Below are 24,002 nucleotides of genomic sequence, written 5' to 3'. Positions count from 1 at the left end.
CTAGCCAAAGCCGGGCAGGGGCGAAAGTGGTGGAACTGCTTAGGAAGCGAGACGCGAGACGAAGGTGTCGGTTGCGGCGCTGAACTGCTCGATCTGCTTCGACACGCGTCCGAATCCCTGTTCGACATTGTCGATGTCCTTTGCGACATTTTCGGTGTCGCTGCGGATCGCGGCGATGGTCGAGCTCATCGAGTCGGCGGCGAGCGCGGTCTCGTCGACGGCGGCGGTGATCATCGTCACGGTCTGCGCCTGCAATTCCATCGCCTGACGGATTCGGTCGGCGCTGGTCTGCACTTCCACGACCGTGGATTGGATTGACGCGTTGGACTCGACGGTCTGCTTGGTCGCCGCGGTGATCGCCGAAATCTTGGCCGTGATGTCGTCGGTCGCGCGGGCAGTCTGACTGGCGAGGCTCTTCACTTCTTGGGCGACGACGGCGAAGCCGCGCCCCGCGTCACCGGCGCGCGCCGCTTCGATCGTGGCGTTGAGCGCAAGCAGGTTGGTCTGGCCGGCGATGTCGCGGATCAGGCCGAGAATCGATTCGATCGCTTCGACGTGGCTGGAAAGGGCCTGGCTTACCTTCACAGCCTCCTCGGCTTGGCTACCAGCGCGCGTCGCCACACCAGCCGCGACCTCGACCTCGCTTCGTGCGTCCTCAATGGCGCGGATGAGGCCGGCGGCAGTCTGTGCAGCTTCACGCATTGCGGTCGCCGACTGCTCGGCCGCGGCTGCGACTTCGCTGGTCTTGCCGAGCATCCCGCGCGCCGACGCGCTGGTCGCCGACGCCTTGGCGCGAAGCTCCTCGCTCTCGTGGGTGCAGTTGCGGACGACTCCCAGCACCTTGCTGTTGAAATCCCCGGCGATGCGCGACTGCGTCTTGCCGCTCTCTTCGCGGGTGATGCAAATGGCATGGTGGATGAAACAGTCGACTTCGACCGCCTGTACCTCCGAAAGGGTACGGGCGAAGCGAACCAGGTCCTGCTCGTCGGTGACGGTCCGGCGGATGATTACGAAGGCCGCTTCGGTCTCGGCAGCGAGGCCCGCGAGCAGCGTGGAAAGTGTAAGGCCATTCGAAAGTGCCCGCTCGACATAATCGCGCGCGGTTCGTGTCCAGGCCGGATCGTCGATCCGTTCGAACTTCATCGCGACATATGGCGCAATTTTCTTGGCGAGGCCATCGATGCGCGCTTCGTCGAACCGGTCGCGGACTTCCGGCGACTGCGCGTAGCGGCGCCAGAATTCGCGTGAGAGCTCGATCGCACCGTCGGCGAGGTAGGACCAGAGCTCGCGCGCCCTCAGCGGCAGGTCGCCGGCCACATCATAGAGGGCCAGGGCGCGTCCCAGATCATATTCGCCATTCTCGCCGGAGCCGACAATCGTCGCCATTTTACGTCCATCCATTCGTTCGAATTCGTCTGTCCGACCGTTGCTACGGGGGAATGGTTAAAAGCCGGTTAGCCAGCGGCCCGCTTGCCACTTCAGGCGCGCCTGCCTAGGAGCCTCTCGACAACATTCCATGACACAGGCGACGCACTGACGATGACCCGAAATCCCGATCGTCCCTTGTCCCCGCACCTCACGATTTGGCGGTGGGGCCCCGGCATGCTGGTTTCGATCTTCCACCGCGTGACAGGAAGCGCGCTTTCGGTCGCCGGTCTCGCGATCCTGACGTGGTGGCTTTGGGCGATTGCCGACGGCGGCCCATCCTATGACCGGTTCGTCGAATTTGCGCTCAGCCCGATCGGAATCGTAGTGCTGGTCGGCCTGACCTGGGCCTTCTGGCAGCACTTGCTGTCCGGCATCCGTCATCTGGTGATGGACACTGGCGCGGGCTTCGAGCTTCGAATCAACAAGTTGTTTGCCGTTCTGACCATCGCCGGCTCGCTGTTCCTGACGGCACTGACCTGGGCGATCGCTTTGGGAGTGTTTCAATGAGCCGCGGTGAAAGCTCGACCCCGCTCGGCAAGGTTCGCGGACTGGGTTCCGCGCATCACGGCGGGGAGCATTGGCTCCGCGAACGACTGACGAGTGCCGCGCTGCTCTTCCTGGGTCTGTGGCTGGTCGTTTCGCTGCTTCTGCTTCCGGATCGTGGCCGCGACACACTTGGCGAGTGGCTTGCCGCCCGAGCGGCGCGGTGCCCATGATCCTGTTCGTCATCCTCGCCTTCGTCCATTCCGTCGACGGGTTGAAAGTGGTTATTGACGATTATGTCCACGACGAGGCCAACCGCCTGCTGGTGACCGGCCTTCTCTATTTCGCGGCAGTCGGGGCCGGCGCTCTCGCGCTGTTCAGCCTTGGCGCCATCGCGTTCGGAGCCTGAGCGGATATGAGCGCTTACAAGATCATCGATCATCTCTACGATGTTGTCGTCGTCGGCGCCGGCGGCTCAGGCCTGCGCGCTACGATGGGCGCCGCCGGCCAGGGGCTGAAGACCGCTTGCGTCACCAAGGTCTTCCCGACGCGAAGCCATACGGTCGCGGCGCAAGGGGGAATCGCAGCTTCGCTCGGCAACATGGGCCCCGACCACTGGCAGTGGCACATGTACGATACCGTCAAGGGCTCCGACTGGCTCGGCGACCAGGACGCGATCGAATATCTGACCCGCGAAGCACCGGCCGCGGTCTATGAGCTCGAGCACGCCGGAATGCCCTTTTCGCGTACCGAGGACGGCAAGATCTACCAGCGCGCGTTCGGCGGCATGACCCAGAACATGGGTGAAGGCCCCGCCGCGCAGCGGACCTGTGCCGCCGCCGATCGGACCGGCCACGCCATGCTTCACACGCTCTATCAGCAGAGCCTGAAGTATGATGCCGACTTCTTCATCGAATATTTCGCGCTAGACCTCATCATGGAAGACGGGGCCTGCCGCGGCCTCCTCGCCATGAACCTCGACGACGGTTCGATCCACCGCTTCAAGGCGCAGGCAGTCGTGCTCGCGACAGGCGGCTACGGACGCGCCTATTTCAGCGCGACCTCGGCCCACACCTGTACCGGCGATGGCAATGCGATGGTGCTTCGTGCCGGCCTGCCGCTCCAGGACATGGAGTTCGTGCAGTTCCATCCAACCGGCATCTACGGCGCGGGCGTGCTTATCACGGAAGGCGCTCGGGGCGAGGGCGGGTATCTTACGAACTCGGCCGGCGAGCGGTTCATGGAGCGCTACGCCCCGTCGGCGAAGGACCTCGCCAGCCGCGACGTCGTATCGCGCTCGATGGCGATGGAAATTCGCGAAGGCCGCGGTGTCGGCGAGCATAAGGACCATATCTACCTTCACCTCGACCACATCGATCCCAAGATCCTGGCCGAGCGCCTGCCGGGCATCACCGAGACGGCGAAGATCTTTGCCGGCGTCGATCTCACTCGCCAGCCAATCCCCGTCACGCCGACCGTGCATTACAACATGGGCGGAATTCCGACCAATTATCATGGCGAGGTCGTAACCCTGAGGGACGGCAATCCGGACGGTGTCGTGCCGGGCCTGTTCGCGGTTGGTGAGGCGGCCTGCGTCAGTGTTCACGGCGCCAACCGGCTCGGCTCCAACAGCCTGATCGACCTTGTCGTATTCGGACGTGCGACCGGCCTTCGCCTCGGCGAAATCCTCAAGCCCAACGCCGCGCAGCCCGCGCTACCCAAGGGAAGCGAGGAATTGTCGCTCTCGCGTCTCGACAAGTTCCGTCATGCCGAGGGCGGAAGCCCGACGGCGGACATCCGGATCGAGATGCAGCGCACCATGCAGGCCGATTGCGCCGTGTTCCGCACCGAGCGGACACTGGCGGAAGGTGTCGCCAAAATCGACAAGATCTACCAGCGGATGAACGACGTCCGTGTCTCGGACCGAAGCCTCATCTGGAATTCGGACCTCATAGAAACACTCGAGCTCGACAACCTCATCGCCCAAGCGGCGGTGACGATGCATTGCGCCGCCAACCGCAAGGAAAGCCGCGGCGCGCACATGCACGAGGACTTTCCCGAGCGCGACGACAAGAACTGGATGAAGCACACCATTGCCTGGTTCGATGGCTGGGGCGGAAAGGGCGGCGGCGTTCGCATCGATTACCGACCGGTCCACGATTACACGCTCACCGACGAGATCGAGTACATCAAGCCCAAGGCACGCGTGTATTGAGGCTAGCGGCGTCCGCGCCGGAAGGCTAAGTCGCGCCGCTTATGAGTGATCCGCATACTCCGCCAAAGCGCATTTTCCCGACGTCCAAAGTGGACGCCGTCTCGGCACGGCACGTCCCATCGAGCCCGCAGACCCAAAGTGATGCCTACAAGCTCGCTTTCCAGGATACGGACTTCCTGCTTCGGCCGGACCTTCGCCCTGTGCGCTTCCAGCTCGAGCTGCTGAAACCAGAGCTCCTGATGAACGAGGCGAACATCGCATCGATGTTCATCTTCTACGGCTCGGCGCGCGTCCCCGAGCCGTCGAAGGCTGCCGAGCTTGCGTCGAAGGCGCGGACCGATTGGGAAAAGAAGGTGGCGGACCGGCTGGTCGCGAAGGCGCATTATTACGAGGAAGCGCGAAAGCTGGCGCGGATCGCCAGCCGTTTCCCGGTGGACGATGACGGCAAGCGTCACTTCGTCGTCTGTTCGGGCGGTGGGCCGAGCTTCATGGAAGCGGCCAATCGCGGTGCCTGCGATGAGGGGCAGGAGTCGGTCGGATTGAACATCGTCCTTCCGCATGAGCAACTGCCAAACAAGTTCGTCACGCCGGATCTCAGCTTCCAGTTCCACTATTTCGCGTTGCGCAAAATGCATTTCCTGCTTCGGGCGCGCGCCGTTGCGGTCTTCCCCGGCGGCTTCGGTACGTTCGACGAGATGTTCGAACTGTTGACGCTAATCCAGACCGGCAAGGTCCGCCCGCTACCGATCCTGCTGTTCGGCAAGGAATTCTGGAATCGGGTCGTGGATTTCGAGGCGCTTGCGGAAGAGGGGGTCATCAGCCCGCACGACCTCGACCTCATTACCTGGTGCGAAACGGCCGAGGATGCCTGGGACGCAGTCTGCGCCCATTACGACGTTTGCTAGCAGTCGCGACGCTGCCGCGCTGCTTCGTGAATCGCCACGAACTCTGCCGGAGTTGCCGACGCGATTTCCCGAGCGATTGAATCCAGGGGAAGGTCGTCCGCTTTCCGGAAGCGGATGCAACTCTTTCCCATGTCCAGCTTCTTGCCCGCCGCAACCGCTTCATCCTTGAGCCGCTGGGAACGCTCAGGCGAAGCATAAGCGCAGGTCAGGTAGAGCGCATTGTAATTCTTTTGAGCAGCGAGCCCTACGTAAGCGAGCGGCTGTCCGTTGTAGGTGTCGGCATAATCCTCGAGCGGAACGACCCAGCCGATCATCCCGTAGCCGATGCCCTCGCGGTAACCGGACGGCATGGCTGCGTTGATGGCATCGCGAACTCGTTCGATTTCGCGGCGACGCTCCGGCGAAAGCTCGTCGAGATATTCGGAGACGGTCTGAGCCTTGCTCGAGACCACCGCCGTCTTAGTTCTTTTTGGCAGTCGGGTCGGTGCCCGTGATCTTCGCGGCGCCCTCGCCACCGATGTTCTTGCCCGGTCCCTGAGCAGCCTGCTGTTCGTTGAGGACCGGCTGGTTGCCGGCCTTCTGTGCGCCTTCGCCCTCCGCTTCGGCGGCGGCCTTGTCGCCCTCGGCAGGCGCTGCACCTTCGGCCGGCGGCGGCGGAACGGGCAGGTTCGAGCCCTGCGCGTTGATATACATCAGCAGATTGGCGCGTTCCTCCGGATTGCCGAGGCCTGCGAAGGTCATCTTCGTGCCCGGGGCATATTTACGTGGGCTGGTCAGCCAAGCGTCCATCGCCTTCCAGTCCCAAACGCCCGGTGTCGCCTTCAGCGCGTCGGAATAAGCGAATCCCGGGTGCGCGCCATGGGGCTTGCCCATTACCCCGTGGAGGTTCGGTCCAAGCCCGTTCGCGCCGCCGGCATTGATCGTGTGGCAGGCAGTGCACTTCTTGAAGACCTGCTCTCCCTTGGCGGCGTCGGCTGTCGCAAGATAGAATTCAATCGGCTTGGCCGCTTCTCCGCCGGCCTCGCCCTCGGCGTCGGCAAGCGCCCATCCGCCCTTTTCCGGAGCCTCGCTACGGAAGGTTTCGCCAGTGACGACCCAAGCGCCAAGGCCGATGATTCCGGCGAACAATACCCAGCCGGCGATTGTATTCTTGCGGTCGTTCATGAAACCCCTGCGGCGTAGCCGTTGGAAACGAGAATTGGCGTTGCCCTTTAAGGCGGCGATGCACGGCTTTCAAGCGTTGCGCGGCGATTGCACGGGCGACTTGCCGGCTCGTCCCGAAAGCACCCGCTCAACGGCCGTTTTATAGAGGGACGGCAATCCAGCTTCGTCGATGCCGGCGAGCGGCTGCCACCAACCCCGGTTGGGCGGCGCTGCGCCCGATTCGACGATGTGGAGGTCGAGCGTGAAGTGCGTGAAACCATGGCGGATTGTGGCGATGGCGTCGTCCGGGGCCTGGCCGTGGCGCCATTCGCTGCCAGGAAGCGCCGCCATTCCGCCAAGCAGACCTTTCTCCGGTCTCCGAACCAGGAAAATGGCATCGTCGCGCTCATGCCAGTAAGCAAGGCCATGGCGGTGCGGACGCGCCTGCCGGGTTTTCCGCTCGGGGAAATCCTCGGGACGTCCGAGTGCAAAGCTCGCGCATTCGTCCTGCAAGGGGCAGGAACGGCATTCCGGCGCCTTCGGCCGGCAGATCGCGGAGCCGAGGTCCATCATCCCTTGTGCGAAATCACCTGCCCTTCCGGCCGGAACCATCGCCTCCGCCGCAGCGCGGATTGCCGCCTTGTCCTTGAGAGCATTCAGCCGGGCGACGATTCGCTCGATATTGGTGTCGATGGCGCAGGAATCGCGACCAAAGGCGATCGCCGCCACGGCTGCAGCCGTATAGGTGCCGATTCCAGGCAGCTCGCGAAGCCCGTCCGCGGTATCCGGAAACCCTCCGCGCTTCGCGACATCACGAGCGCAGGCGATCAGGTTTCGGGCCCGCGCGTAGTAGCCGAGGCCTGCCCACTCGCCGAGAATCTCCTCGTCGCTCGCGGCGGCGAGCGCCTCGATCGTGGGCCAGCGCGTGATGAAGCGTTCGAACCTCGGCGTTACTGCCTTCACCGTCGTTTGCTGAAGCATCACCTCGCTGAGCCAGACGCGGTACGGATCCGGCGGGGCAGTACCCGGCGGACTTCGCCATGGAAGTACGCGTGCGTTCGACCGGTAATGGTCGAGAAGCTGCTCTGCGGCACGTTGCTTATGGTCAAGCTGCTTTGCAGCACTGGCGGGCATGGATTCCCTATGGCATGACCAAGGCCGATGGCGAAACCGCGCGACAAGAAATACGATTCTCCACGCCAGGGACGCGTGCGGCCCGCCGGCGAATTGATCGGTGAGGTTGGTGGGTTGGCGTTCAAGCGCTTCGGTTTCGTCCAAGGCGCGGTGGTTAGCCGCTGGGGCGAGATCGTGGGTGAGCGCTACGCCGGGGTCTCGCTTCCCGAGTCTATCCGTTTCCCCTCAGGCAGCCGCAAGAACGGCACGCTCACATTGCTCGTGCAGGGTGCCCACGCGCCTTTGATGCAGCATCTGGGCCCTATGATCATCGAGCGGGTAAACCGTTTCTTCGGTTACGAAGCGATCAACAAGGTGGCCTATCGCCAGGGGGTGATCCCGGCAAAGGCCGAGCGGCCCGAGCGCCAGGCGCCCGCCCCGGTGCCGACCGAACTTGGCGAGGGACTTCGCACCATCGCCGATCCGGAGCTTCGCGCGTGCCTCGAATCGCTTGCCGGCCAGATCGCCGCATCGTCCGGGCCGCCAGCCGTCGACAAAAACGATCCCAAACCTCTCCCAATAATCCGGAGCATCACGTGAACAAGAATTTCGCGATTTCCCTTTTGGCCGCCACGACGTTCTTTCTCGCCGGCTGCGATAAAGGCGCCGACAGCAATGCTGCTGCGCCCGTTCCGTCGGGGCCGATTGAACCGATTGCCGCACCGAACGGCGGTGACTGGACCCAGGTCGTTACCCAGACAGCCGAGGGCGGGTTCCTGATGGGCAACCCGGACGCGCCGGTGAAGCTGGTCGAGTTCGGTTCGATGACCTGCCCGCATTGCCGCGAGTTCGACGAAGCCGCGATGAAATCGATTACGGATACCTATGTGAAGAGCGGCCGGGTCAGCTTCGAATTCCGCAACTTCGTTCGCGACGGGCTCGATCTCACCGCCTCGGTCGTCGCCCGTTGCAATGGTCCGGCCAGTTTCTTCGGCCTGACCGGCCAGCTATTCGCCGACCAACCGCAGATTTTCGAGAAGATTCAGGCCGCGGACCCGGCCCAGCTCAATGCCATCGAGGCTCTTCCGGGAGCGCAAAAGCTGCCGCGCTTCGCCGAGCTCGCCGGCCTCAAGCAGTGGGCGGCGATGCGCGGCGTTCCGTCCAGCAAACTTGACCAATGCCTTGCCGACCAAGGGCAGATCGACCGGCTTGTCCAGATGCAGAGCGATGCCACTTCGACTTACGAGCTTTCCGGCACTCCAAGCTTCCTGCTCAATGGAGAAGTCCTGGAGCTGACCGGCGGCGGCACGATCTGGAGCCAGGTCGAAACCAAACTGCGAGAAGCGCTGGGCAGCTAGTCCGGCGAAGGGGGAAGGGCTGATCGGTTGAGGATTCGCCGTCTCAAGCTGGGGGGATTTAAGAGCTTCGTCGAGCCGACGGAGCTCAGGATCGAGCCTGGCCTGACCGGCGTCGTGGGTCCCAACGGCTGCGGAAAGTCGAATCTGCTCGAGGCGATCCGCTGGGTGATGGGCGAAGGCAGTCCGAAAAGCCTTCGCGGATCGGGCATGGAAGACGTGATCTTCGCCGGCACGGCGACTCGGCCCGCCCGCGATTTCGCGGAAGTCTCTCTGCTGATCGAGAAAGTGGCCGATGACGGGGCGGGCTCGCAGTCGACCGAAAGCGAAGTGACCAGACGAATCGAACGCGGCGCCGGATCCGCCTATCGGGTCGACGGGCGCGATGTCCGGCAGAAGGATGTGGCACTGCTTTTCGCCGACGCTGCGACCGGTGCGCATTCTCCCGCGCTGGTCAGCCAGGGCCGCATCGGAGCAGTGATAGCCGCCAAACCGGTTGAGCGGCGGCAGATGCTCGAAGAAGCGGCCGGGATCGCCGGCCTCCACGCCCGCCGCAAGGATGCCGAGCAAAAGCTTCGCGCAGCCGAGGCCAATGTCGCCCGGCTCGACGAGCTTCTGAGCGATCAGGAAGCCCGGGTCGCGGCGCTGAAGCGCCAGGCGCGAGCCGCGGAACGATACCGGGCGCTGACCGAGAAGATCCGGGCAGCCGAGGCACGATTGCTCTTTGCGCGCTGGCGCGACGCCGATCTGGCGGCGCATGCGGCGGCCGTCGAGGCGCGGGAAGCCAATGACGCAGTCACCCGCCTTCGCGAGAAGATGGCCGAGGTACAGGACAGGCAGAAGGGCGCCGAGCAACTGCTTGTCGCCCGGCGCAACGCGGCCAACGAGGAGCGCGACCGCAGCAGGAGCCTTGCCCATGAACTCGCTACTGCGCGCGCGCGGCGAGACACCGCTGCCCGGCGGTTGGCGGAGCTTGGCCGGCTCGCCGAATCGCTGGCAGCCGACACGGCCCGCGAGGAGGCTCTTCGCGAGGACGCCGGGAAGGCGATCGCCGCTCTCGAGGAGGAACGTGAGGGCATCGCCGCACGTCTTCGCAAGGGCGAAAATGAAGCAGAGAAACTGGCGTCCGAGCTCGGCGAGGCCGAGGCCCAGTCGCGAGCGGCGGAGACTGAGCTGGCGACCCTGCTTGCGCGAGAGGCGGCAATGGCGGCGGAGCGCCGGGTCGCCCAAGCCGCGCTCGACTCCGCGCGCAATCAGGCGGATCGGACCGCAGCGGAAGCGGCACGGCTTGAGGAGCAGGCTCAGGCACTGGGCAGCGGGGAAGCCGAAAGGGACCGCCGCGCCGCTGCCCAGAAGCTGGCTGACCGAGCGGCCGAGGCCTTCAAGAAGGCTGAAGCGGCGGGTGCCGCGGCGGACCGGTCTCGCGCCGAAGCGGCGGAAGATCGGGACAAGGCGGAAAGCGAACTCGCGGCCGCTCGCGCTGCGCTGAGCGCGGCCACAGCCGAGCGGACCGCCCTTGCCGACGCCTTGGCCCAAGCGACCAAGGGGCAGGTGTCAATCCGCGCCGAACCGGGCTTCGAGCGGGCCCTCGCCGCCGCCATAGGCGACGATCTGGAAGCCGAGGTCGGAGATAGGGGAACTCGGCGCTGGGGCGGTTCAGATAAGGGCAAGTCCGATCCACCACTGGCCTGCGGTCTCATCCCGCTGGCCGATCATGTCGAAGCGCCGGCCGAATTGGCTCGGCGGCTCGCCCAGATCGGAGTCGCCGATGCCGACGAAGGCCAGACGCTCGCCCTCGGCCAGCGCCTCGTCACCCGGGACGGGCGGATGCGGCGCTGGGACGGCTTCATCGCGGAAAGCGCGGGTGCTGCGACGGCCGAAAGGCTGGTGCGAACCAATCGGCTGAGTGCGCTCGAGTTGAAACTTCCCTCTCTGGAAGCAGCCGTCTCGGCAGCGGAAACTGAGCGCGACTCGGCTGTCGCTGCAGTCGAACGCTTTCGTGGTCAGGCGGAACAGGCGCGAAAGTCCGCAGCGGACGCGGAGCGCCAGGGAAGGGAAGCGGCTCGCGAAACGGACTCAGCTAGCGCGGCCCTAGATCGGCTCGAGGCGCAGCGTGCATCGCTCGAGGAGCGGCGCGCCGATCTTGCCCCGTTGATCGACGCTTCGCGCGCTGCCGTCGCTCAGGCAGAGACGGCACTTGCCGCGCTGCCCGACCCGGCTGCGCTGGGCACCGAGATCGAGGCCGCGCGCTCGAAAGCTTCGGCGGCAGGCGAGCAGGTCGCAGAGCGCAGGGCCATCGCTGCCACGCGCGGCCGGGAATTGGCCGCCGCGCGCGAACGCGGGGCGGCCGCGCAGAAGGAGCAGGGCGAATGGCGAACGCGCGCGCGCCATGCCGAGGAAAGGCTTCGTGAAAGCGCCGACAGGGCAGTGGCAATTGGCGAAGAGCGAACGGCGCTGGACGGTGAGCCTGACCGGCTGGATGTCCAGATCGCCGAGCTTGAGCGCAAGAATGAGGCCAGCACCAAGACGGTCGCGGCCGCTGCTGCGGCCGAGCTTGAATGCGAGCGCGCTTTGTCCAATCTCCAGCGCGCGCTTCAAGAAGCTGGCGAGAGCTTTACCGCAGCCCGCGAGGCGCGCGCCGGTGCCGTTGCCTGGGCCGAGGCACAAGAAGCCCGCCGAACCGAGTTGTCGCGCGAGTGCGGCGAGAAATTCGAATGTCCGCCACCGCTGCTCAGCGAGCGCTTTGGCTTCGACGAGACTGCACTGTCGCCGTCAGAGGAGGAGCGTGCCGCCTTCGAGCGCCTGACCGCCGAGCGGGAGCGGATCGGCCCAGTCAATCTCGTTGCGGAGAGCGAACTCGCGGAACTTGAGGAAAGCCGGGCGTCGGGTGCGGCCGAACGCGACGAATTGCAGGAAGCAATCCACCGGTTGCGCGGATCGATCGGCAATCTCAATCGCGAGGGAAGGGTGCGGCTTCTTGAAGCGTTCGAGAAAGTCGACGCCCATTTCCGAAGCCTGTTCACGACGCTGTTCGACGGCGGACAGGCGCATCTTGCATTGGTCGAGAGCGACGATCCGCTCGAAGCGGGCCTTGAAATCATGGCCCAGCCCCCGGCAAGAGGCTGACCGCCCTGACCCTGCTTTCCGGTGGCGAGCAGGCGCTGACCGCTGTCGCGCTGATCTTCGCCTTGTTCCTGACAAACCCAGCGCCGATCTGCGTCCTCGACGAAGTCGACGCGCCGCTCGATGACGCCAACGTCGACCGGTTCTGCGATCTTCTGGATCGCATGACCAAGGAGACAGACACCCGATACCTCATCGTCACCCACAATGCGGTCACTATGGCGCGGATGGACCGACTCTACGGAGTGACGATGATCGAGCGCGGGGTCAGCCGTCTGGTGTCTGTCGATCTCGGCGGTGCGGAGACCCTTCTGGCTGCCGAGTAATTCTGCTATTGAGAATGACTATCAATAGACCTAAAGCCCTCACTTCCTTTGGGGGTAAGAATGACTCGTTGGCTTTTCCTGATCGCGTCTGCGGCTGCCGTGGCGACCCCGTCGTTGGCCGAAACCGCCGTGGCGGCCCCGGAAGATGACACTATCGTGGTCCAGGGCGAGCGCTCGAGCTATGGCGCCGACCGGATCACGAGCGCGACCAAGACCTCCACTCCGGTCAAGGACATTCCCCAGGCGCTGACCATCGTCACCAAGGCGCAGATCGACGACCAGCAGCTTCGATCGATCGGGGAGTTGCTGACTTTCGTGCCCGGTGCGTCGCCGGCAACGGGCGAGAGCAACCGCGACCAAATCACGCTTCGCGGCAACAACACGACAGCCGATTTCTTCGTCGACGGACTGCGCGACGACGTCCAATACTTCCGCGATTTCTATAACGTGTCGCGGGTCGAGATCCTCAAGGGCCCGAATGCGATGATTTTCGGGCGCGGCGGTGGCGGCGGGATCGTCAACCGGGTCAGCAAGCGTACCGCCTTCGCGCCGGCGCGCACATTCGAGGCTGGCAGCGACAGCTTCGGCGGCTTTCGAGCCTCCGGCGATTTCGACCAGCCGATCGGTGCCGCCGTCGGCCTGCGGGTGAACGCGCTGTACGAGAACGGCGACAGCTTCCGTCGCCATGTCGACCTCGAGCGCTACGGGGTAAATCCGTCGCTCGGTTTCTCCGTTGGTCCGGAATCGCGGATCGATCTGTCTTATGAATATTTCCACGATCGCCGGACCACGGATCGCGGCCTCCCCTCGGTCACCGACCCGGCCCGGATCGATGAGCCGCTCAGGGGCGCAGACCGCGATTTCTTCGGCGATCCTGACGACAGTTTCGCCAAGGCAGACGTCCATCGCCTAGTCGCCGCGGCTGAGCACCGCTTCGACGACAACCTCACGCTTCGCCATCGGACCGTCTACGGCGATTACGACAAATTCTATCAGAATATCTATCCGACGAACCTCGACGAGGCGACGAACGAGGTCGTCCTCGGCGCCTACAACAGCACCAACGATCGCCAGAACCTTCTGAGCCAGACGGACCTGGTTTGGGAAGGGCGTCTGGCAGGGATCGACCAGACCCTGCTCGCCGGGTTCGAGCTTGGCCGGCAATGGTCGCGCAATCGCCGGCTCACCGGCACGTTCCTGGGCAGCAACCGCGTGCCTCTCAGCGACCCGACGACCGATTCGACCGTGACCTTCGCGCCCGCGGCGTCGGACGCCGACAACCGCAGCCGGGCGACCGTCGCGGCCTTATATGTGCAGGACCAGATTCGCCCGGCCGAATGGATCGAGATTGTCGCCGGTGTGCGCTTCGACCGGTTCAAGCTGACGGTTTACGACTACAGCCCGGCCGGCGCGGGCGAATATCGCCGTACCGACAATTTGGTTTCGCCGCGCTTCGGAATCGTTCTCAAGCCCGCGGAGAATCTTTCGATTTACGGCAGCTATAGCCGGTCCTACCTGCCCCAGTCCGGGGACCAGTTCGGCGGACTTACGGTCACCAGCGAAACGCTGAAGCCGGAGCGGTTCGACAATTACGAGATTGGGGCGAAGTGGGAGCCGGTCGACGGCCTGCTGGCCACTGCTGCTATTTACCAGCTCGACCGAACCAATACCCGGGCAACCGATCCGCTCGATCCATCACGAACGATTCTGAGCGGCGCGCAACGTAGCCGAGGGCTGGAGCTGGGGCTTGAACGAAGCATTACCCATCGCTGGCAGGTTTCCGCCGGCTATGCCTGGCAGAAGGCGGAAATCATCGAGACGACAACCGCGGCTCCAGAAGGCCGCGAGGTGCCGCTCGTTCCGCGTCACAGCGCGTCGCTCTGGAGCAAATACCAGGCCACGCCGTCCTTCGCCTTTGGGCTTGGAGTGGTCGCGCGCACGAAGAGCTTTGCCTCCCTCAGCAACCAGGTGAAGCTGCCCGGCTACGCCCGCTTCGATGCGGCGGCCTACTATCGCGTGACGCCGAAGATCCTCGCCCAGCTAAACGTCGAGAACCTGTTCAACGCTGACTATTTCCCGGCCGCGCACAACGACAACAATATTGCGCCCGGCGGCCCGCGCAGCGCCAAGCTGACGCTCCGCTTCGGAATGTAGATCAGGCGACGAGCGCGTCGGCGCGTCTCCGAATCCGCGCCAGGTCCTCGACGAACTTCTTGCGCTCCTCGCGGCGAGCGGCCTCGTCGGGAAGGCGGAGCAGGAAGCTGGGGTGGACGGTGATCCATCCTTCGCTTCCGTCGGGCAGCTCATGCGGAACGCCTCGGTTCTTGCCGATGGCCATGACCTTCCCGAACAGGCTGCGGGCGGCGGTCGCGCCGAGCGCGACGGTCAGCGGCGGGCGGATGATGTCGCGCTCCTGCTCGATCCACCACCGGCAGGCGCTGATCTCCCCGGCGTCGGGGCTTTGGTGGATTCGCCTTTTGCCGCGCTGGACGAACTTGAAATGCTTGACCGCGTTGGTGACGTAAGTCTGCGCGCGGTCGATTCCGGCTTCCTCGAGCGCGGCATTGAACACTTCGCCGGCGGGCCCGACGAAAGGACGTCCGGCCAAATCCTCCTGGTCGCCCGGCTGCTCGCCGACGAACAGGATCGGCGACTCCAATGAGCCTTCGCCGAATACGGTTCGGGTCGCGCATTTGTAGAGGTGACAACGCGTGCAGCTCATCGCCTCGGCGCGGATCGCGTCCCATGTCTTGGCGAGGTTGCCGCCGCCGCCGGACGCGGGCACGCGGTCAGAAGTCAGGATTCGCTTCGGCATAGACCCTTCGTGCTGGCGGCTCATCTCGATCATTGCCGCTTCGCGCGCCTGCGCGCCCGCGAGCAATGATGGCACCAACGCGGTCTCGGGCATGTTGGCCCAATATTTCTTGGGCATCTCCTTCAGCATCGCCTTCACCTTGACCCGCGCCGGGTTGAAGATGCTGGCGTAATATGTCTTCCACGTCTCCTCGACCGGGTCGCCGCCGGGCGCCTCGGCCCGTGTCGCGCCCGGTCCTTCGGTGAGGGTTTCGCCATCCCAATGGATGCTGAGCTCCGGGGTCAGGATGGACCAGCGCATGTTGGAGAAGCGGCGGACGAAGAAACCTGCCTCGCGGCGGACGATGTGGTTGTCGGGCTCGAACCAGGCGACGAAACGCGTTCCGCCGTCCGGATCAAGGACCTCGCGAAAGCGGACGAAGGCATGCATCTTGTGCGCGTCGCGGCGCACTTCCTTGGCCATTCTCTCGAGCCGGTCCAGTAGCGGGTCGGCGCGGTCCTCCATCGCCTTGCGGTTATCGCGAAGGCGGAGAAGCATTGCGTAGAGCAGGGCGAAGCGTTCGGGATCGCGGTGGCAGACCGCGGCCTTCGCGAGGCTGATGAAGTCGCGTGGGACGGCGAAGCTTGGGCCCGGCTCGGGTGGAGCGGCGCCCGAGGCAAAAAGGTCCGCATCCTCGCCTTCGACTTCCCAGACGATCGCGGAGGTCGGGACGCCGGCTTCCGCCAGGCCACGGGCGGCATCGCGCCAGCCGTCGAAGTCGTCCGGCCCAGCCAGCACGACCCGGTAGGCGTCGATCATCGGCCCTTCGCGCAGCATGGCTCAGGCAGCGAACAAATCGAGCTGTTGTTCCTTTGGCGCAACCAGCGCCTTGAGGTCCGAGCGGTCGGTCAGGAACGTCGGCCGCCAGTCGGCGGTGATGATGAAGGGCCGGACCTTTGAGACGCTGACCGTAAGCCGGGCGACATCGTCGAGCGTGAGGCTGCGCCAGCGCCGCGACCGGAGAATCCGCTTGACGGCTTTGGTACCGAGACCGGGAATACGCAGCAACTGTTCGCGCGGTGCGCGGTTGACGTCGACCGGAAAGGCGTCCCGAAATTTCAGCGCCCAGGCCAGTTTCGGGTCGATGTCGAGCGGTAGCATGCCGTCCTCGCCCGCCGCGCTGACGACCTCCTTCGGCTTGAAGCCGTAAAAGCGCATCAGCCAGTCGGACTGATAAAGTCGGTGCTCGCGCATCAGTGGGGGCCGCTTCAACGGCAGGACAGCAGAGGGTGAAGGGATTGGCGAGAAGGCCGAATAATAGACGCGACGGAGGCCGAAACGGTCGTAAAGCTGGCTTGCGCGGGTGACGATATCGCCATCGCTTGCTGCGTCGGCCCCGACGATCATCTGGGTCGACTGGCCGGCTGGCGCGAACCTCGGTGCGCTCTTGTACTTTTGCCGCGCATCCCGACCATCCTCGATCGCACCTTTCATGTCGCGCATCGCGCCCTCAATACGAGCGCCATTCTTGTCCGGCGCCAGTGTCGTCAGTCCGCGCTCGGTGGGAAGCTCGACATTGATCGAGACACGATCCGCATGAAGGCCCGCCTGGCGAACCAGCTCGGAATCGGCGTCCGGGATCGTTTTCAGGTGAATGTAGCCGCGGAAGTCGTGAACCTCGCGAAGCTGGCGCGCAACCTCGACCAGTTGTTCCATCGTGTAGTTGGAGGATCGAATGATCCCCGAGGAAAGAAATAGCCCCTCGATATAATTGCGCTTGTAGAAGGCGAGGGTGAGGTGAACGACCTCTTCGACCGTGAAGCGCGCGCGGCGGACGTTCGAGCTTTTGCGATTGATGCAATAATGGCAGTCGAAGATGCAGCTGTTGGTCAGCAGGATCTTCAGCAGCGAAATGCATCGCCCGTCCGGGGCGTAGGCGTGGCAAATGCCCATGCCTTCGGTCGAGCCAATGCCCTTGCCGCCGCGGCTGTCGCGCTTGCTGGTGCCCGACGACGCGCAGCTGGCGTCATATTTCGCGGCGTCGGCGAGAATTGCGAGCTTCTGGCGGGTGTCCAGCTGGGCCATGCGTTCACATTATGTTCTGAACTGCGCAAGTCCAGCATTATCGTGCCAACCGCCTCATTTCGGGGCGAATTCAGGCGAGCGCGACGTCCTCGCTACGTCCGGAGTGCAGGAGCTTGGGGGCGAGCAACAGCTTATAAATAAGAAAGACTGCGCCGCTCGCCCCAGCGAAGCCGGCGTGGATCAGCCAGAAATGCGTGATCGGCATTTTCTCGAGCCACCCGCCCACCCAGCCGACCATCGAGTTGGCACCAAAGAAGGCGAGGTAATAAAGGCCGATGACGGTCGCATGGATCGCGGCCGGGGCGAGCCGGGCAAACAATGCCAGGCTGACCGGCAGCAAATGCGCAAAGCCGATCGAGTTGATGACGTGGAACATGACCGGCCAGAAAAGGCCGATTTTCTCACCCGGCCCCTGGGTGGCGGCCGCCATGTAAAGGCACAACATTCCGCCGATGGAAAAGAGCGAGCCGATGATCATCTTGGTCAGCTCATCCGGCTCTTTCCAACGCTTGCCGTACCAACGATAGAAAAGTGCCACGCCGGCGAGGAAGCTTACCGAAACGATGGCATCCAAGGTTACCAGCCAGGTCGTCGGCAGCCTTTCTCCGCCCCAAGTCAGTGCGAAGTCGCGGTCGCCCCAGACGAGGTACGCGTTGAAAATCTGGTTGTTCGGCACAATCGCGACCGCCATCACGGGGATCAGCAGGAGGACGGCGATGAGCGCCGGCCAGTCGGAACGTTGCAGCCTTGCCGGCTTTGGCGCTTCCTTGCCGGATTTGGCGGGCTCGAAATGCTCCTTCGGCAGATATTTCTGTCCGGATATATAGATCGCGAGCGCGATCAGCATGCCGACTCCGGCCGAACCGAATCCCCAATGCCAGCCGACTTTTTCGCCAAGCGTTCCGACGATCAGCGGCGAGGCGATCACGCCTGCGTTGATGCCAAGGTAGAAAATCTGGAAGGCATCCGCGCGCCTCAGGTCCTCTGGCTTGTAGAGGCTGCCGACCTGGCTGGCGATATTTCCCTTGAACATGCCAGAGCCGAGAATCAGGCAAAGTAGTGCGAAGAGGAAGCTCACTTCGAAGGCCATCAGGAAGTGTCCGGCGGCCATCGTGATCGCACCCAGAAGCACGGTCCGTCGCTTGCCAAGGATCCGGTCGGCAAGGAAGCCGCCGAGGATCGGGGTCAGGTAAACGCTGGCCGCGTAGGTGCCGAAAATCGCTGACGCTAGCGCCTGGCCCTCGAGCCCGCCGTAAAGCGTGCGGAAGCTGTCGAAGAAGGCGATATTCTCGACGTGTCCGGGAAGCAGCAGCTCGTTGACCATGTACAGCACGAGCAAGGTCTGCATGCCGTAGAAGGAGAAACGCTCCCACGCCTCGGTAAAAGCGAGGTACCCAAGGCCCTTGGGGTGGCCCAGGAAGGAGCGGTCGTGAGGCTCGACTTCAAGGTCGGGCGTTGCTTCGGCGACGGTCATGGGCGCCGAAGCTAGCGAAGCTGTCGTGCAAGGGAAGCGCTAAATCAGCGCGGCGTGGTTTCGCCTTCCACCTGCTCGCGACGTTCCTCGAACGCCTGCTTGATCAGCTGGTCGGCGCAACCGGTATATCCGGCCGGTCCGACCGGCGAGCAGCTCATGATCCCGGTTCGGCCCACGGTCTCGAACGTTCGTGCGCGAACGGCCCAGGCCTGGCGCGACTGGAGCGAGCCGCCCTCGCGAAGCTTCTCAGGAATGCGGAACCGCTCGCTTTCCGGCTTGCGGGCGCACACGACGATCTCGTCGTCAGTGGAGCGCGGGCAGGGATCGGTGCCGTAGACGATGATCTCGCTGACCTTCGCATTCTGCGCCGTGGCCGGCGCCGGAAGCGCGACCAGGCTCGCGGCCATCAGCGCGGCTGAGCCAATCAATGGCTGGATCTTCGACATCACACGATTCCTTTCAGCACGTCCAAGCGGCCGGACCGCTCATATGGTTCCTCAAATCCGCTTCGACAATCCAATCGCCACCCGGCATCCGGCACGAATTGCCGCGGTAAGCAGAGGATAGGCCGGCGCGTTGGCCGAGCCATGGGCCCGCGCTGTGTCGCGATGCTCCACCTCCTCGGCTCGGAAACTGGTAATATCGGCGGAGAGCTCGGGATCGCTTTCGCCAAGCTCATCCAGTTGCTGCCCGTAATGCCGGTCGATTTCTGTCTCCACCGCGTCGGTGCAGGCCATTGCAGCCTCTTCGGAGATCAGTGCGGTCGCTGCGCCGAGCGCGAACCCGGCGACGTTCCAGATCGGTTGAAGCGCCGTCGGCCGGACTCCGCGCTCCGCGATCAAGCGGTCGAAGTAGTCGAGGTGCCGCTGCTCCTGTGAAGCCATCCGAGCAATTTCGTGCGAGACAGCGGACTTGTTGCGAAGGACGGCCATCTGTCCCGCGTAGATTCGTATCGCCCCATATTCCCCGGCCTGGTCGACCCGGATCATCGATTCCGTGTCCGGGGCACGGTCACCCGGTTTCCAGGCCGAAATCACGCCCGTGCCCTTTTCAGCAGGGCGAGGATCAACGCCGCTCCTCCGAGAGAAAAAATCGCATTGAACCCGGCCATGGATATTCCCGCTAGCGACCATTGCACCTCGTCGCAGCGGACCAGCGGGACGTTCATCAGTTCGTCGAGCGACAAGCCACCGCTGGCCGTGCAGGTGGTCAGACCCTCCCACCAGCCATATTCGACCCCGGCGTGAAACACGCCGATCGCGCCCGAAATCGCGACCGCGGTGGCCGCCAGGATTGTCAGCAGCGTGGCGTTCCGGTTGCCCGCAGGGAACAGGAACGTAAGTGCCGCAAGCGCGATCGCGGCCCCGTGCGGCCAGCGCTGCCAATAGCACATCTCGCACGGGTGAAGACCGCCGACATATTGCGAAAGCAGCGCGCCACCGAGCAGTGCCGACGGCAGCGCCAGCGCGACGATCCGCGCCGCTGCGGCCGGCGATCCCGACGCTGGCTGATCAAGGCTTGCAGTGGCCATTACAGCGCGGTCAGCGCGATCGCGACGCGATCGCCGCGGTACCGGCCCTCGCGCCGCTAAGCCGCTTCAGCGTCTTGATCGCATAATCGAGCTGGAAGTCCTCGACTCCCTTCTTCTTCAGCTCCTCAGGGGTCGCCGTGAATCGCGGATCGGGATTGTTATCCTTCTCCAGGATGTCGTCCTTGACCGACTCCTGGCTCACCAAGTGGCGGCGAAGATCGGCCTCGCGGACGACCTTGCGGTCCTTGTAGTCCGGGTCGCTGAGCTGCGGCACTAGGATGTCCGGGTCGATACCGCCGGCCTGAACCGACTTGCCCGACGGGGTGTAGTAGCGGGCGATGGTCAGGCGAAGCGCTTTCCCTTGGCCGATTTCGGAAACGCCCTGGACCGATCCCTTGCCGAAGCTGCGCTCGCCCATGACGATCGCCCGGCGGTGATCCTGAAGCGCGCCCGCGACTATTTCCGCGGCCGAGGCGCTGCCGACATCGACCAGAACGATGACCGGAAGGCCGTGCGCCATGTCGCCGGGCTTTGCGCTCCAGCTCTGGACGTCGCGCTTCTCTCGCCCGCGCTCTGAAACAATTTCGCCGCGCTCGAGGAAGGCGTCGCTGACGCGCACCGCTTCGTTGAGAAGCCCACCGGGGTTCGAGCGAAGATCGATGACGTAGCCGAGTGGCTTGCCCCCGGTCGCCTTGTCGATCGAAGTCAGCGCAGATTCCACTGCCGCGCCGGTGTTGCCGCTGAAGGTGTTGATGTTGACGATGCCGACGCCGTCCTTGACCTCCCATTTAACCGGGCGAAGTTCGACCTTGGCACGGACGAGGGTCACGTCGAACGGCTTGTCGCGGCCCGGGCGGACGATCGTCACGGTCGTGCGCGTGCCGGCGGGACCGCGCATCTTTTCGACCGCTTCGTCGAGGTCGAGGCCGTAGAGCAGCTGGCCGTCAAGATGGGTAATGTAATCGCCGGCCTTGATCCCTGCGCGATCAGCGGGCGTGTCCTCGGTCGGCGTGATGACCTTGACCGCGCCGTCTTCCATCGTGACCGACAGGCCGAGCCCGCTGTAATTTCCGTCCGTGGTCGTTCGAAGCTGCGTGTAATCGCTTCCCTCGACGTAGGAACTGTGCGGATCGAGCGCGGCCAGCATCCCGTCGATCGCGCCCTTGATCAGGGTATGGTCGTCGACCGGGTCGACGTAAGAGGCGCGGACCTGATTGAACACGTCCATGAAGGTATCGAGTTCCTTCATCGTGTCCGCTTCCGACGCCGCGAGCGTACTCGTGGTCATCGGAATCATGGTCAATGCAGCGACCACCGCGAGAGGCGGACCCAGCCTGGCGAGATACTTCATCGTTCGATTCCTCGCTGAATGTTGCCGCATCCTAACGCCGCTGCGCCTGAATGGACAGTGACCGGCTTCGCGCGGCCATTTCGGCAGGGGAGACGAAATTCCCCTGATGAGACAGTTCGACGGCCATTTCGCCCAAGGCAATGCCTAGCGGGGCTCCGGTTTCCAGGCGGTCGCCCTTCCTCGCTTCCGTACGGACGTCGAGCAGCATCGTCATCCACCCGTTGCCATGGTCTATGATCACCACGCCATCGTAACGCCGATAGGGTCCCGCGAAGGCGATTGTCCCGGCGGCGGGCATGACGACCGGCGATCCACGCCGGGTGGCGAGCCGGATCCCTCGGGATCGGATGCCCGTCGCGCTGACGGCACCATGTCCGTCGATCACCGCTGCGGTTGCAGGCAGGACATATGGGAACGTCTCGCCGATCCGCCGCCCCTGCACGGCGAATGGTCGTGGCGTTGCGGCCGGCAGCTTTGCCAGCAATGCCGCGTTTCGCGCGGCACTCAAACGTTCGCTTTCCTGGCGGCCGAGCTGCTCGAAGCCGGCTCCGGCGACTATGGCCTCATCGCCCGCGAAGAGGGCCGCTTGGCCAAGCTCGGACGAACGATCGAGGGCGCGCTTCTCAAGTGCCGCGAACCGTTCCTGGCGTCGGGCCAGCTCGACGCGTGCTTCGCTGACGGAGGCGGCGACCTTTAGCGCTTCGGCCTCCAGCCGGCGCGCGCTGGCGAGTTCGGCCGACAGCGACCGGCTCCGCGCCCGAACATAGGGAAGGGTCCCGGCAAGCAGTGCCCGGGCGCGCACCAGCTCGTCGACGGAGCCGCCGCCGGCGAGGGTCAGGAGAGGCGGCCGCCGTTCGAGGTTGATGAGCCCGGCTACCAGGGCCGCGACCGGCCGCTGTTCTTCGGCGAGACGGCCGCGCGCTTCATCAACTGCTCTCCGGCGCAGACTGAGCTCCTCGGAAGCCGCGCTGATCCGCGCTTCGGCGGCGGCGACCGCGGACGCGGCGGCCTGGCGTTCGAGGGCTAGCTTCGAAGCTTCGCTGGCTGCGCGCCCTGATGCCGCTTCGAGGCGCCTAGTCTCCCGCTCGGCGGCTTGCCATTCCGCCCGGGCCACTTCCAGCGCATTGCCCCCGCTGGCGCTTGCGCCGCGTCCGAGGCAGCCGCGGCCAACGCTGCCAACACGAAAAGGAGGGCCATTCGCGGCATTGCCTCAGCCCTCCCGGTGATAGGGGTGATTGGCGAGGATCGAGGTCGCGCGAAACAGTTGTTCGGCAAGCATAGCCCGCGCCATCATGTGCGGCCAGGTGGCCGGGCCGAACGAGAGCAAGAGGTCGGCTTCTTCCCTCATTGCCGGGTTGTGACCGTCGGCTGCGCCGATCACAAACCGCGCCTCGCGCCGACCGGTGTCCCGCCAATTCTCAAGTCTTTTCGCGAAGTCGCTTGAGGACAAGGCCTCGCCGCGTTCGTCGAGCACGACCGTGACGGCATTGGTTGCCGGCTGAGGCAGGTTACCGCCACGGTCGGGAAGCTCGCTGACCCGGACCGGCCAGGCGATTCGCTTGAGATATCGTTCGACCAGTTCCGCCTCGGGCGAGCGGCCGATCTTGCCGCGAGCAATGATGTGTAAGAGCAAGCGCCGCTCAGGCGCCTGTTCCGGCGGCCTTTGCCGGCTCGTCGCCAAACGCCCACATCCGCTCCAGATTGTAGAAGGTGCGCACCTCGGGCCGGAACAGGTGCACGATCACGTCGTCCGCGTCGATAAGCACCCAGTCGGCGACCGGAAGCCCTTCGACGCGCGCGATCTTGCCGAACTGCTGCTTGATCTTGTCGGCCAGTTTCGCGGCCATGGAGGCCACTTGCCGGGATGAGCGGCCGGACGCGATGACCATGTGGTCCGCGATCGACGACTTGCCGGCGAGTGGGATCGAAACCACTTCCAGCGCCTGGTCATCGTCCAGGGACTGCATCACCAGCTTGTGTAATTCCTCGACGTCAGCCGGATTTGCGGCTTTCGCGCTGGATTTAGGGTCGGCCAAGAGTGCTCCTCTGCTTGTGGTCGCCAACGTGTTCGCCTTTCAAGAACCGGCGATGCCATTGGGGGTTGCGTGCGCGAAGACGGGTGGCCGATGTCGGATCGGGTGGCAGGCGAAGGAAAGTAATCGCCGGTGCACTCCACGCCGTCCATTCTTTTGCCTTGGCCCGGGGGCGGACGAACCACCGGAGCCAGCCCATCGCGCGCGCCGCGCGGGCCTCGTCATCATAACCCGGGCGGGAAACAACGGCAATCGGCAGCATTGAAGCCAGCCTCCGCCAGTCCTTCCACTGGTGAAATTGCGCCACAGTGTCCTCGCCCATCAACCAGATGAACCGATGCTGCGGATAGTACTTGAGGATCGCCGCGACCGTATCTACCGAGTAGCGCGTCCCAGCCTGGCGCTCGAAATCGCTGACCCGGATCGTGGAGCGGCGGGCAATAGCCATCGCGGATCGCAGACGCGCCTCATAGTCCGCCATGCCCTTGGCCGGCTTCAGGGGGTTGCCCGGCGACACAAGCCACCACACCTCGTCCAGATCTAGCGCCCGCATGGCCGCGAGGCTCGCCCGCCGATGCCCGCGATGGGCGGGATTGAAGGAGCCGCCGAGGAGTCCGATGCGCGCCATGCCCTCGACCCGCTA

General features: G+C 64.5%; 23 protein-coding genes and 1 pseudogene. 9 read left to right on the top strand and 15 right to left on the bottom strand.

The genetic code is table 11. The annotated features are described in order from the left end of the window. Window positions 1-39: 39 nt before the first annotated feature. Complete coding sequence (locus G7076_RS09875) at window positions 40-1,386, bottom strand: methyl-accepting chemotaxis protein (protein ID WP_206367526.1); 1,347 nt, start codon at window positions 1,384-1,386, stop codon at window positions 40-42. A 153-nt stretch (window positions 1,387-1,539) separates the two neighbouring features. Here G7076_RS09875 and sdhC point away from each other — a divergent pair, with 153 nt between their 5' ends. From sdhC to G7076_RS09850, 5 genes are read left to right on the top strand one after another with little or no spacing between them, the layout of a single operon-like run. Then, window positions 1,540-1,935 (top strand): succinate dehydrogenase, cytochrome b556 subunit, encoded by a 396-nt coding sequence (gene sdhC, locus G7076_RS09870; RefSeq protein WP_166202440.1) that lies wholly within the window; start codon window positions 1,540-1,542, stop codon window positions 1,933-1,935. Further along, entirely contained in the window at window positions 1,932-2,144 is a 213-nt protein-coding gene (locus tag G7076_RS09865; protein WP_166202438.1) for a hypothetical protein, read from the top strand. Before sdhC ends, G7076_RS09865 begins: the two co-directional genes overlap by 4 nt. After that, window positions 2,141-2,320 carry a hypothetical protein gene (locus tag G7076_RS09860; RefSeq protein WP_166202436.1) on the top strand — a complete coding sequence of 60 codons (180 nt, stop codon included), beginning with the start codon at window positions 2,141-2,143 and terminating at the stop codon, window positions 2,318-2,320. The genes G7076_RS09865 and G7076_RS09860 overlap by 4 nt, the downstream gene beginning before the upstream one ends. Before the next feature lie 6 nt (window positions 2,321-2,326). Then, the gene (gene sdhA / locus G7076_RS09855; RefSeq protein ID WP_166202434.1) at window positions 2,327-4,126 is read left to right on the top strand and encodes a succinate dehydrogenase flavoprotein subunit; all 1,800 of its coding nucleotides are present in this window, start codon (window positions 2,327-2,329) and stop codon (window positions 4,124-4,126) included. Between the two features lie 41 nt (window positions 4,127-4,167). Next, window positions 4,168-5,031 (top strand): LOG family protein, encoded by an 864-nt coding sequence (locus G7076_RS09850; RefSeq protein ID WP_166202432.1) that lies wholly within the window; start codon window positions 4,168-4,170, stop codon window positions 5,029-5,031. On the opposite strand, the gene G7076_RS09845 is transcribed toward G7076_RS09850, so the two are convergent. The 3 genes from G7076_RS09845 to G7076_RS09835 all read right to left on the bottom strand — a co-directional run bounded on the left by G7076_RS09845 (window position 5,028) and on the right by G7076_RS09835 (window position 7,308). Next, complete coding sequence (locus G7076_RS09845) at window positions 5,028-5,483, bottom strand: DUF1801 domain-containing protein (RefSeq protein ID WP_166202430.1); 456 nt, start codon at window positions 5,481-5,483, stop codon at window positions 5,028-5,030. The genes G7076_RS09850 and G7076_RS09845 overlap by 4 nt on opposite strands. Window positions 5,484-5,490: 7 nt before the next feature. Then, window positions 5,491-6,195, bottom strand: coding sequence for a cytochrome c family protein (locus G7076_RS09840; protein ID WP_166202429.1), 705 nt, complete (start codon window positions 6,193-6,195; stop codon window positions 5,491-5,493). A gap of 69 nt (window positions 6,196-6,264) precedes the next feature. Further along, window positions 6,265-7,308 (bottom strand): A/G-specific adenine glycosylase, encoded by a 1,044-nt coding sequence (locus tag G7076_RS09835; RefSeq protein WP_166202427.1) that lies wholly within the window; start codon window positions 7,306-7,308, stop codon window positions 6,265-6,267. A 27-nt stretch (window positions 7,309-7,335) separates the two neighbouring features. Between G7076_RS09835 and G7076_RS09830 the strand changes: the two genes are divergently transcribed. From G7076_RS09830 to G7076_RS09815, 4 genes and pseudogenes are all read left to right on the top strand, one after another. Next, window positions 7,336-7,887 (top strand): DciA family protein, encoded by a 552-nt coding sequence (locus G7076_RS09830; RefSeq protein ID WP_166202425.1) that lies wholly within the window; start codon window positions 7,336-7,338, stop codon window positions 7,885-7,887. Then, window positions 7,884-8,645 (top strand): thioredoxin domain-containing protein, encoded by a 762-nt coding sequence (locus tag G7076_RS09825; protein ID WP_166202423.1) that lies wholly within the window; start codon window positions 7,884-7,886, stop codon window positions 8,643-8,645. Before G7076_RS09830 ends, G7076_RS09825 begins: the two co-directional genes overlap by 4 nt. A 27-nt stretch (window positions 8,646-8,672) precedes the next feature. Next, a pseudogene (locus tag G7076_RS09820) lies at window positions 8,673-12,091 on the top strand (AAA family ATPase). Between the two features lie 60 nt (window positions 12,092-12,151). Then, window positions 12,152-14,245, top strand: a complete 2,094-nt coding sequence (locus G7076_RS09815; RefSeq protein WP_166202421.1) for a TonB-dependent siderophore receptor — start codon at window positions 12,152-12,154, stop codon at window positions 14,243-14,245. Window position 14,246: 1 nt separating this feature from the next. On the opposite strand, the gene G7076_RS09810 is transcribed toward G7076_RS09815, so the two are convergent. The 11 genes from G7076_RS09810 to G7076_RS09760 all read right to left on the bottom strand — a co-directional run bounded on the left by G7076_RS09810 (window position 14,247) and on the right by G7076_RS09760 (window position 23,987). Then, entirely contained in the window at window positions 14,247-15,704 is a 1,458-nt protein-coding gene (locus G7076_RS09810) for a UdgX family uracil-DNA binding protein (protein WP_166202418.1), read from the bottom strand. A 21-nt stretch (window positions 15,705-15,725) separates the two neighbouring features. Next, a complete protein-coding gene (locus G7076_RS09805) occupies window positions 15,726-16,970 on the bottom strand; it encodes a putative DNA modification/repair radical SAM protein (protein WP_166202416.1) in 1,245 nt (414 codons plus the stop codon). A 70-nt stretch (window positions 16,971-17,040) separates the two neighbouring features. Continuing rightward, window positions 17,041-18,444, bottom strand: coding sequence for a peptide MFS transporter (locus G7076_RS09800; protein ID WP_166202414.1), 1,404 nt, complete (start codon window positions 18,442-18,444; stop codon window positions 17,041-17,043). A 44-nt stretch (window positions 18,445-18,488) separates the two neighbouring features. Then, window positions 18,489-18,890: a hypothetical protein gene (locus G7076_RS09795; protein WP_166202412.1), complete on the bottom strand. Its 402-nt coding sequence runs from the start codon at window positions 18,888-18,890 to the stop codon at window positions 18,489-18,491. Window positions 18,891-18,941: 51 nt separating this feature from the next. Continuing rightward, window positions 18,942-19,433, bottom strand: coding sequence for a demethoxyubiquinone hydroxylase family protein (locus G7076_RS09790; RefSeq protein ID WP_166203564.1), 492 nt, complete (start codon window positions 19,431-19,433; stop codon window positions 18,942-18,944). Between the two features lie 44 nt (window positions 19,434-19,477). Beyond that, a complete protein-coding gene (locus tag G7076_RS09785) occupies window positions 19,478-19,975 on the bottom strand; it encodes a disulfide bond formation protein B (RefSeq protein ID WP_166202411.1) in 498 nt (165 codons plus the stop codon). 10 nt (window positions 19,976-19,985) lie between these two features. Further along, on the bottom strand, window positions 19,986-21,326 hold the full coding sequence (locus tag G7076_RS09780) for a S41 family peptidase (protein ID WP_240913776.1): 1,341 nt from the start codon (window positions 21,324-21,326) through the stop codon (window positions 19,986-19,988). Window positions 21,327-21,357: 31 nt separating this feature from the next. Next, window positions 21,358-22,440: a M23 family metallopeptidase gene (locus G7076_RS09775; protein ID WP_166202409.1), complete on the bottom strand. Its 1,083-nt coding sequence runs from the start codon at window positions 22,438-22,440 to the stop codon at window positions 21,358-21,360. Between the two features lie 96 nt (window positions 22,441-22,536). Next, on the bottom strand, window positions 22,537-22,959 hold the full coding sequence (locus G7076_RS09770; protein ID WP_166202407.1) for a 23S rRNA (pseudouridine(1915)-N(3))-methyltransferase RlmH: 423 nt from the start codon (window positions 22,957-22,959) through the stop codon (window positions 22,537-22,539). A gap of 7 nt (window positions 22,960-22,966) precedes the next feature. Further along, window positions 22,967-23,293, bottom strand: coding sequence for a ribosome silencing factor (gene rsfS, locus G7076_RS09765; RefSeq protein WP_166203561.1), 327 nt, complete (start codon window positions 23,291-23,293; stop codon window positions 22,967-22,969). Window positions 23,294-23,348: 55 nt separating this feature from the next. After that, complete coding sequence (locus G7076_RS09760) at window positions 23,349-23,987, bottom strand: nicotinate-nucleotide adenylyltransferase (protein WP_166202405.1); 639 nt, start codon at window positions 23,985-23,987, stop codon at window positions 23,349-23,351. Window positions 23,988-24,002 lie beyond the last annotated feature (15 nt).

Source organism: Sphingomonas sp. HDW15A, assembly GCF_011301715.1.
GTDB lineage: Bacteria > Pseudomonadota > Alphaproteobacteria > Sphingomonadales > Sphingomonadaceae > Sphingomicrobium.
The sequence above is the reverse complement of the archived record's forward strand: the minus strand, read 5'-3'. Positions and strand labels throughout refer to the sequence as shown.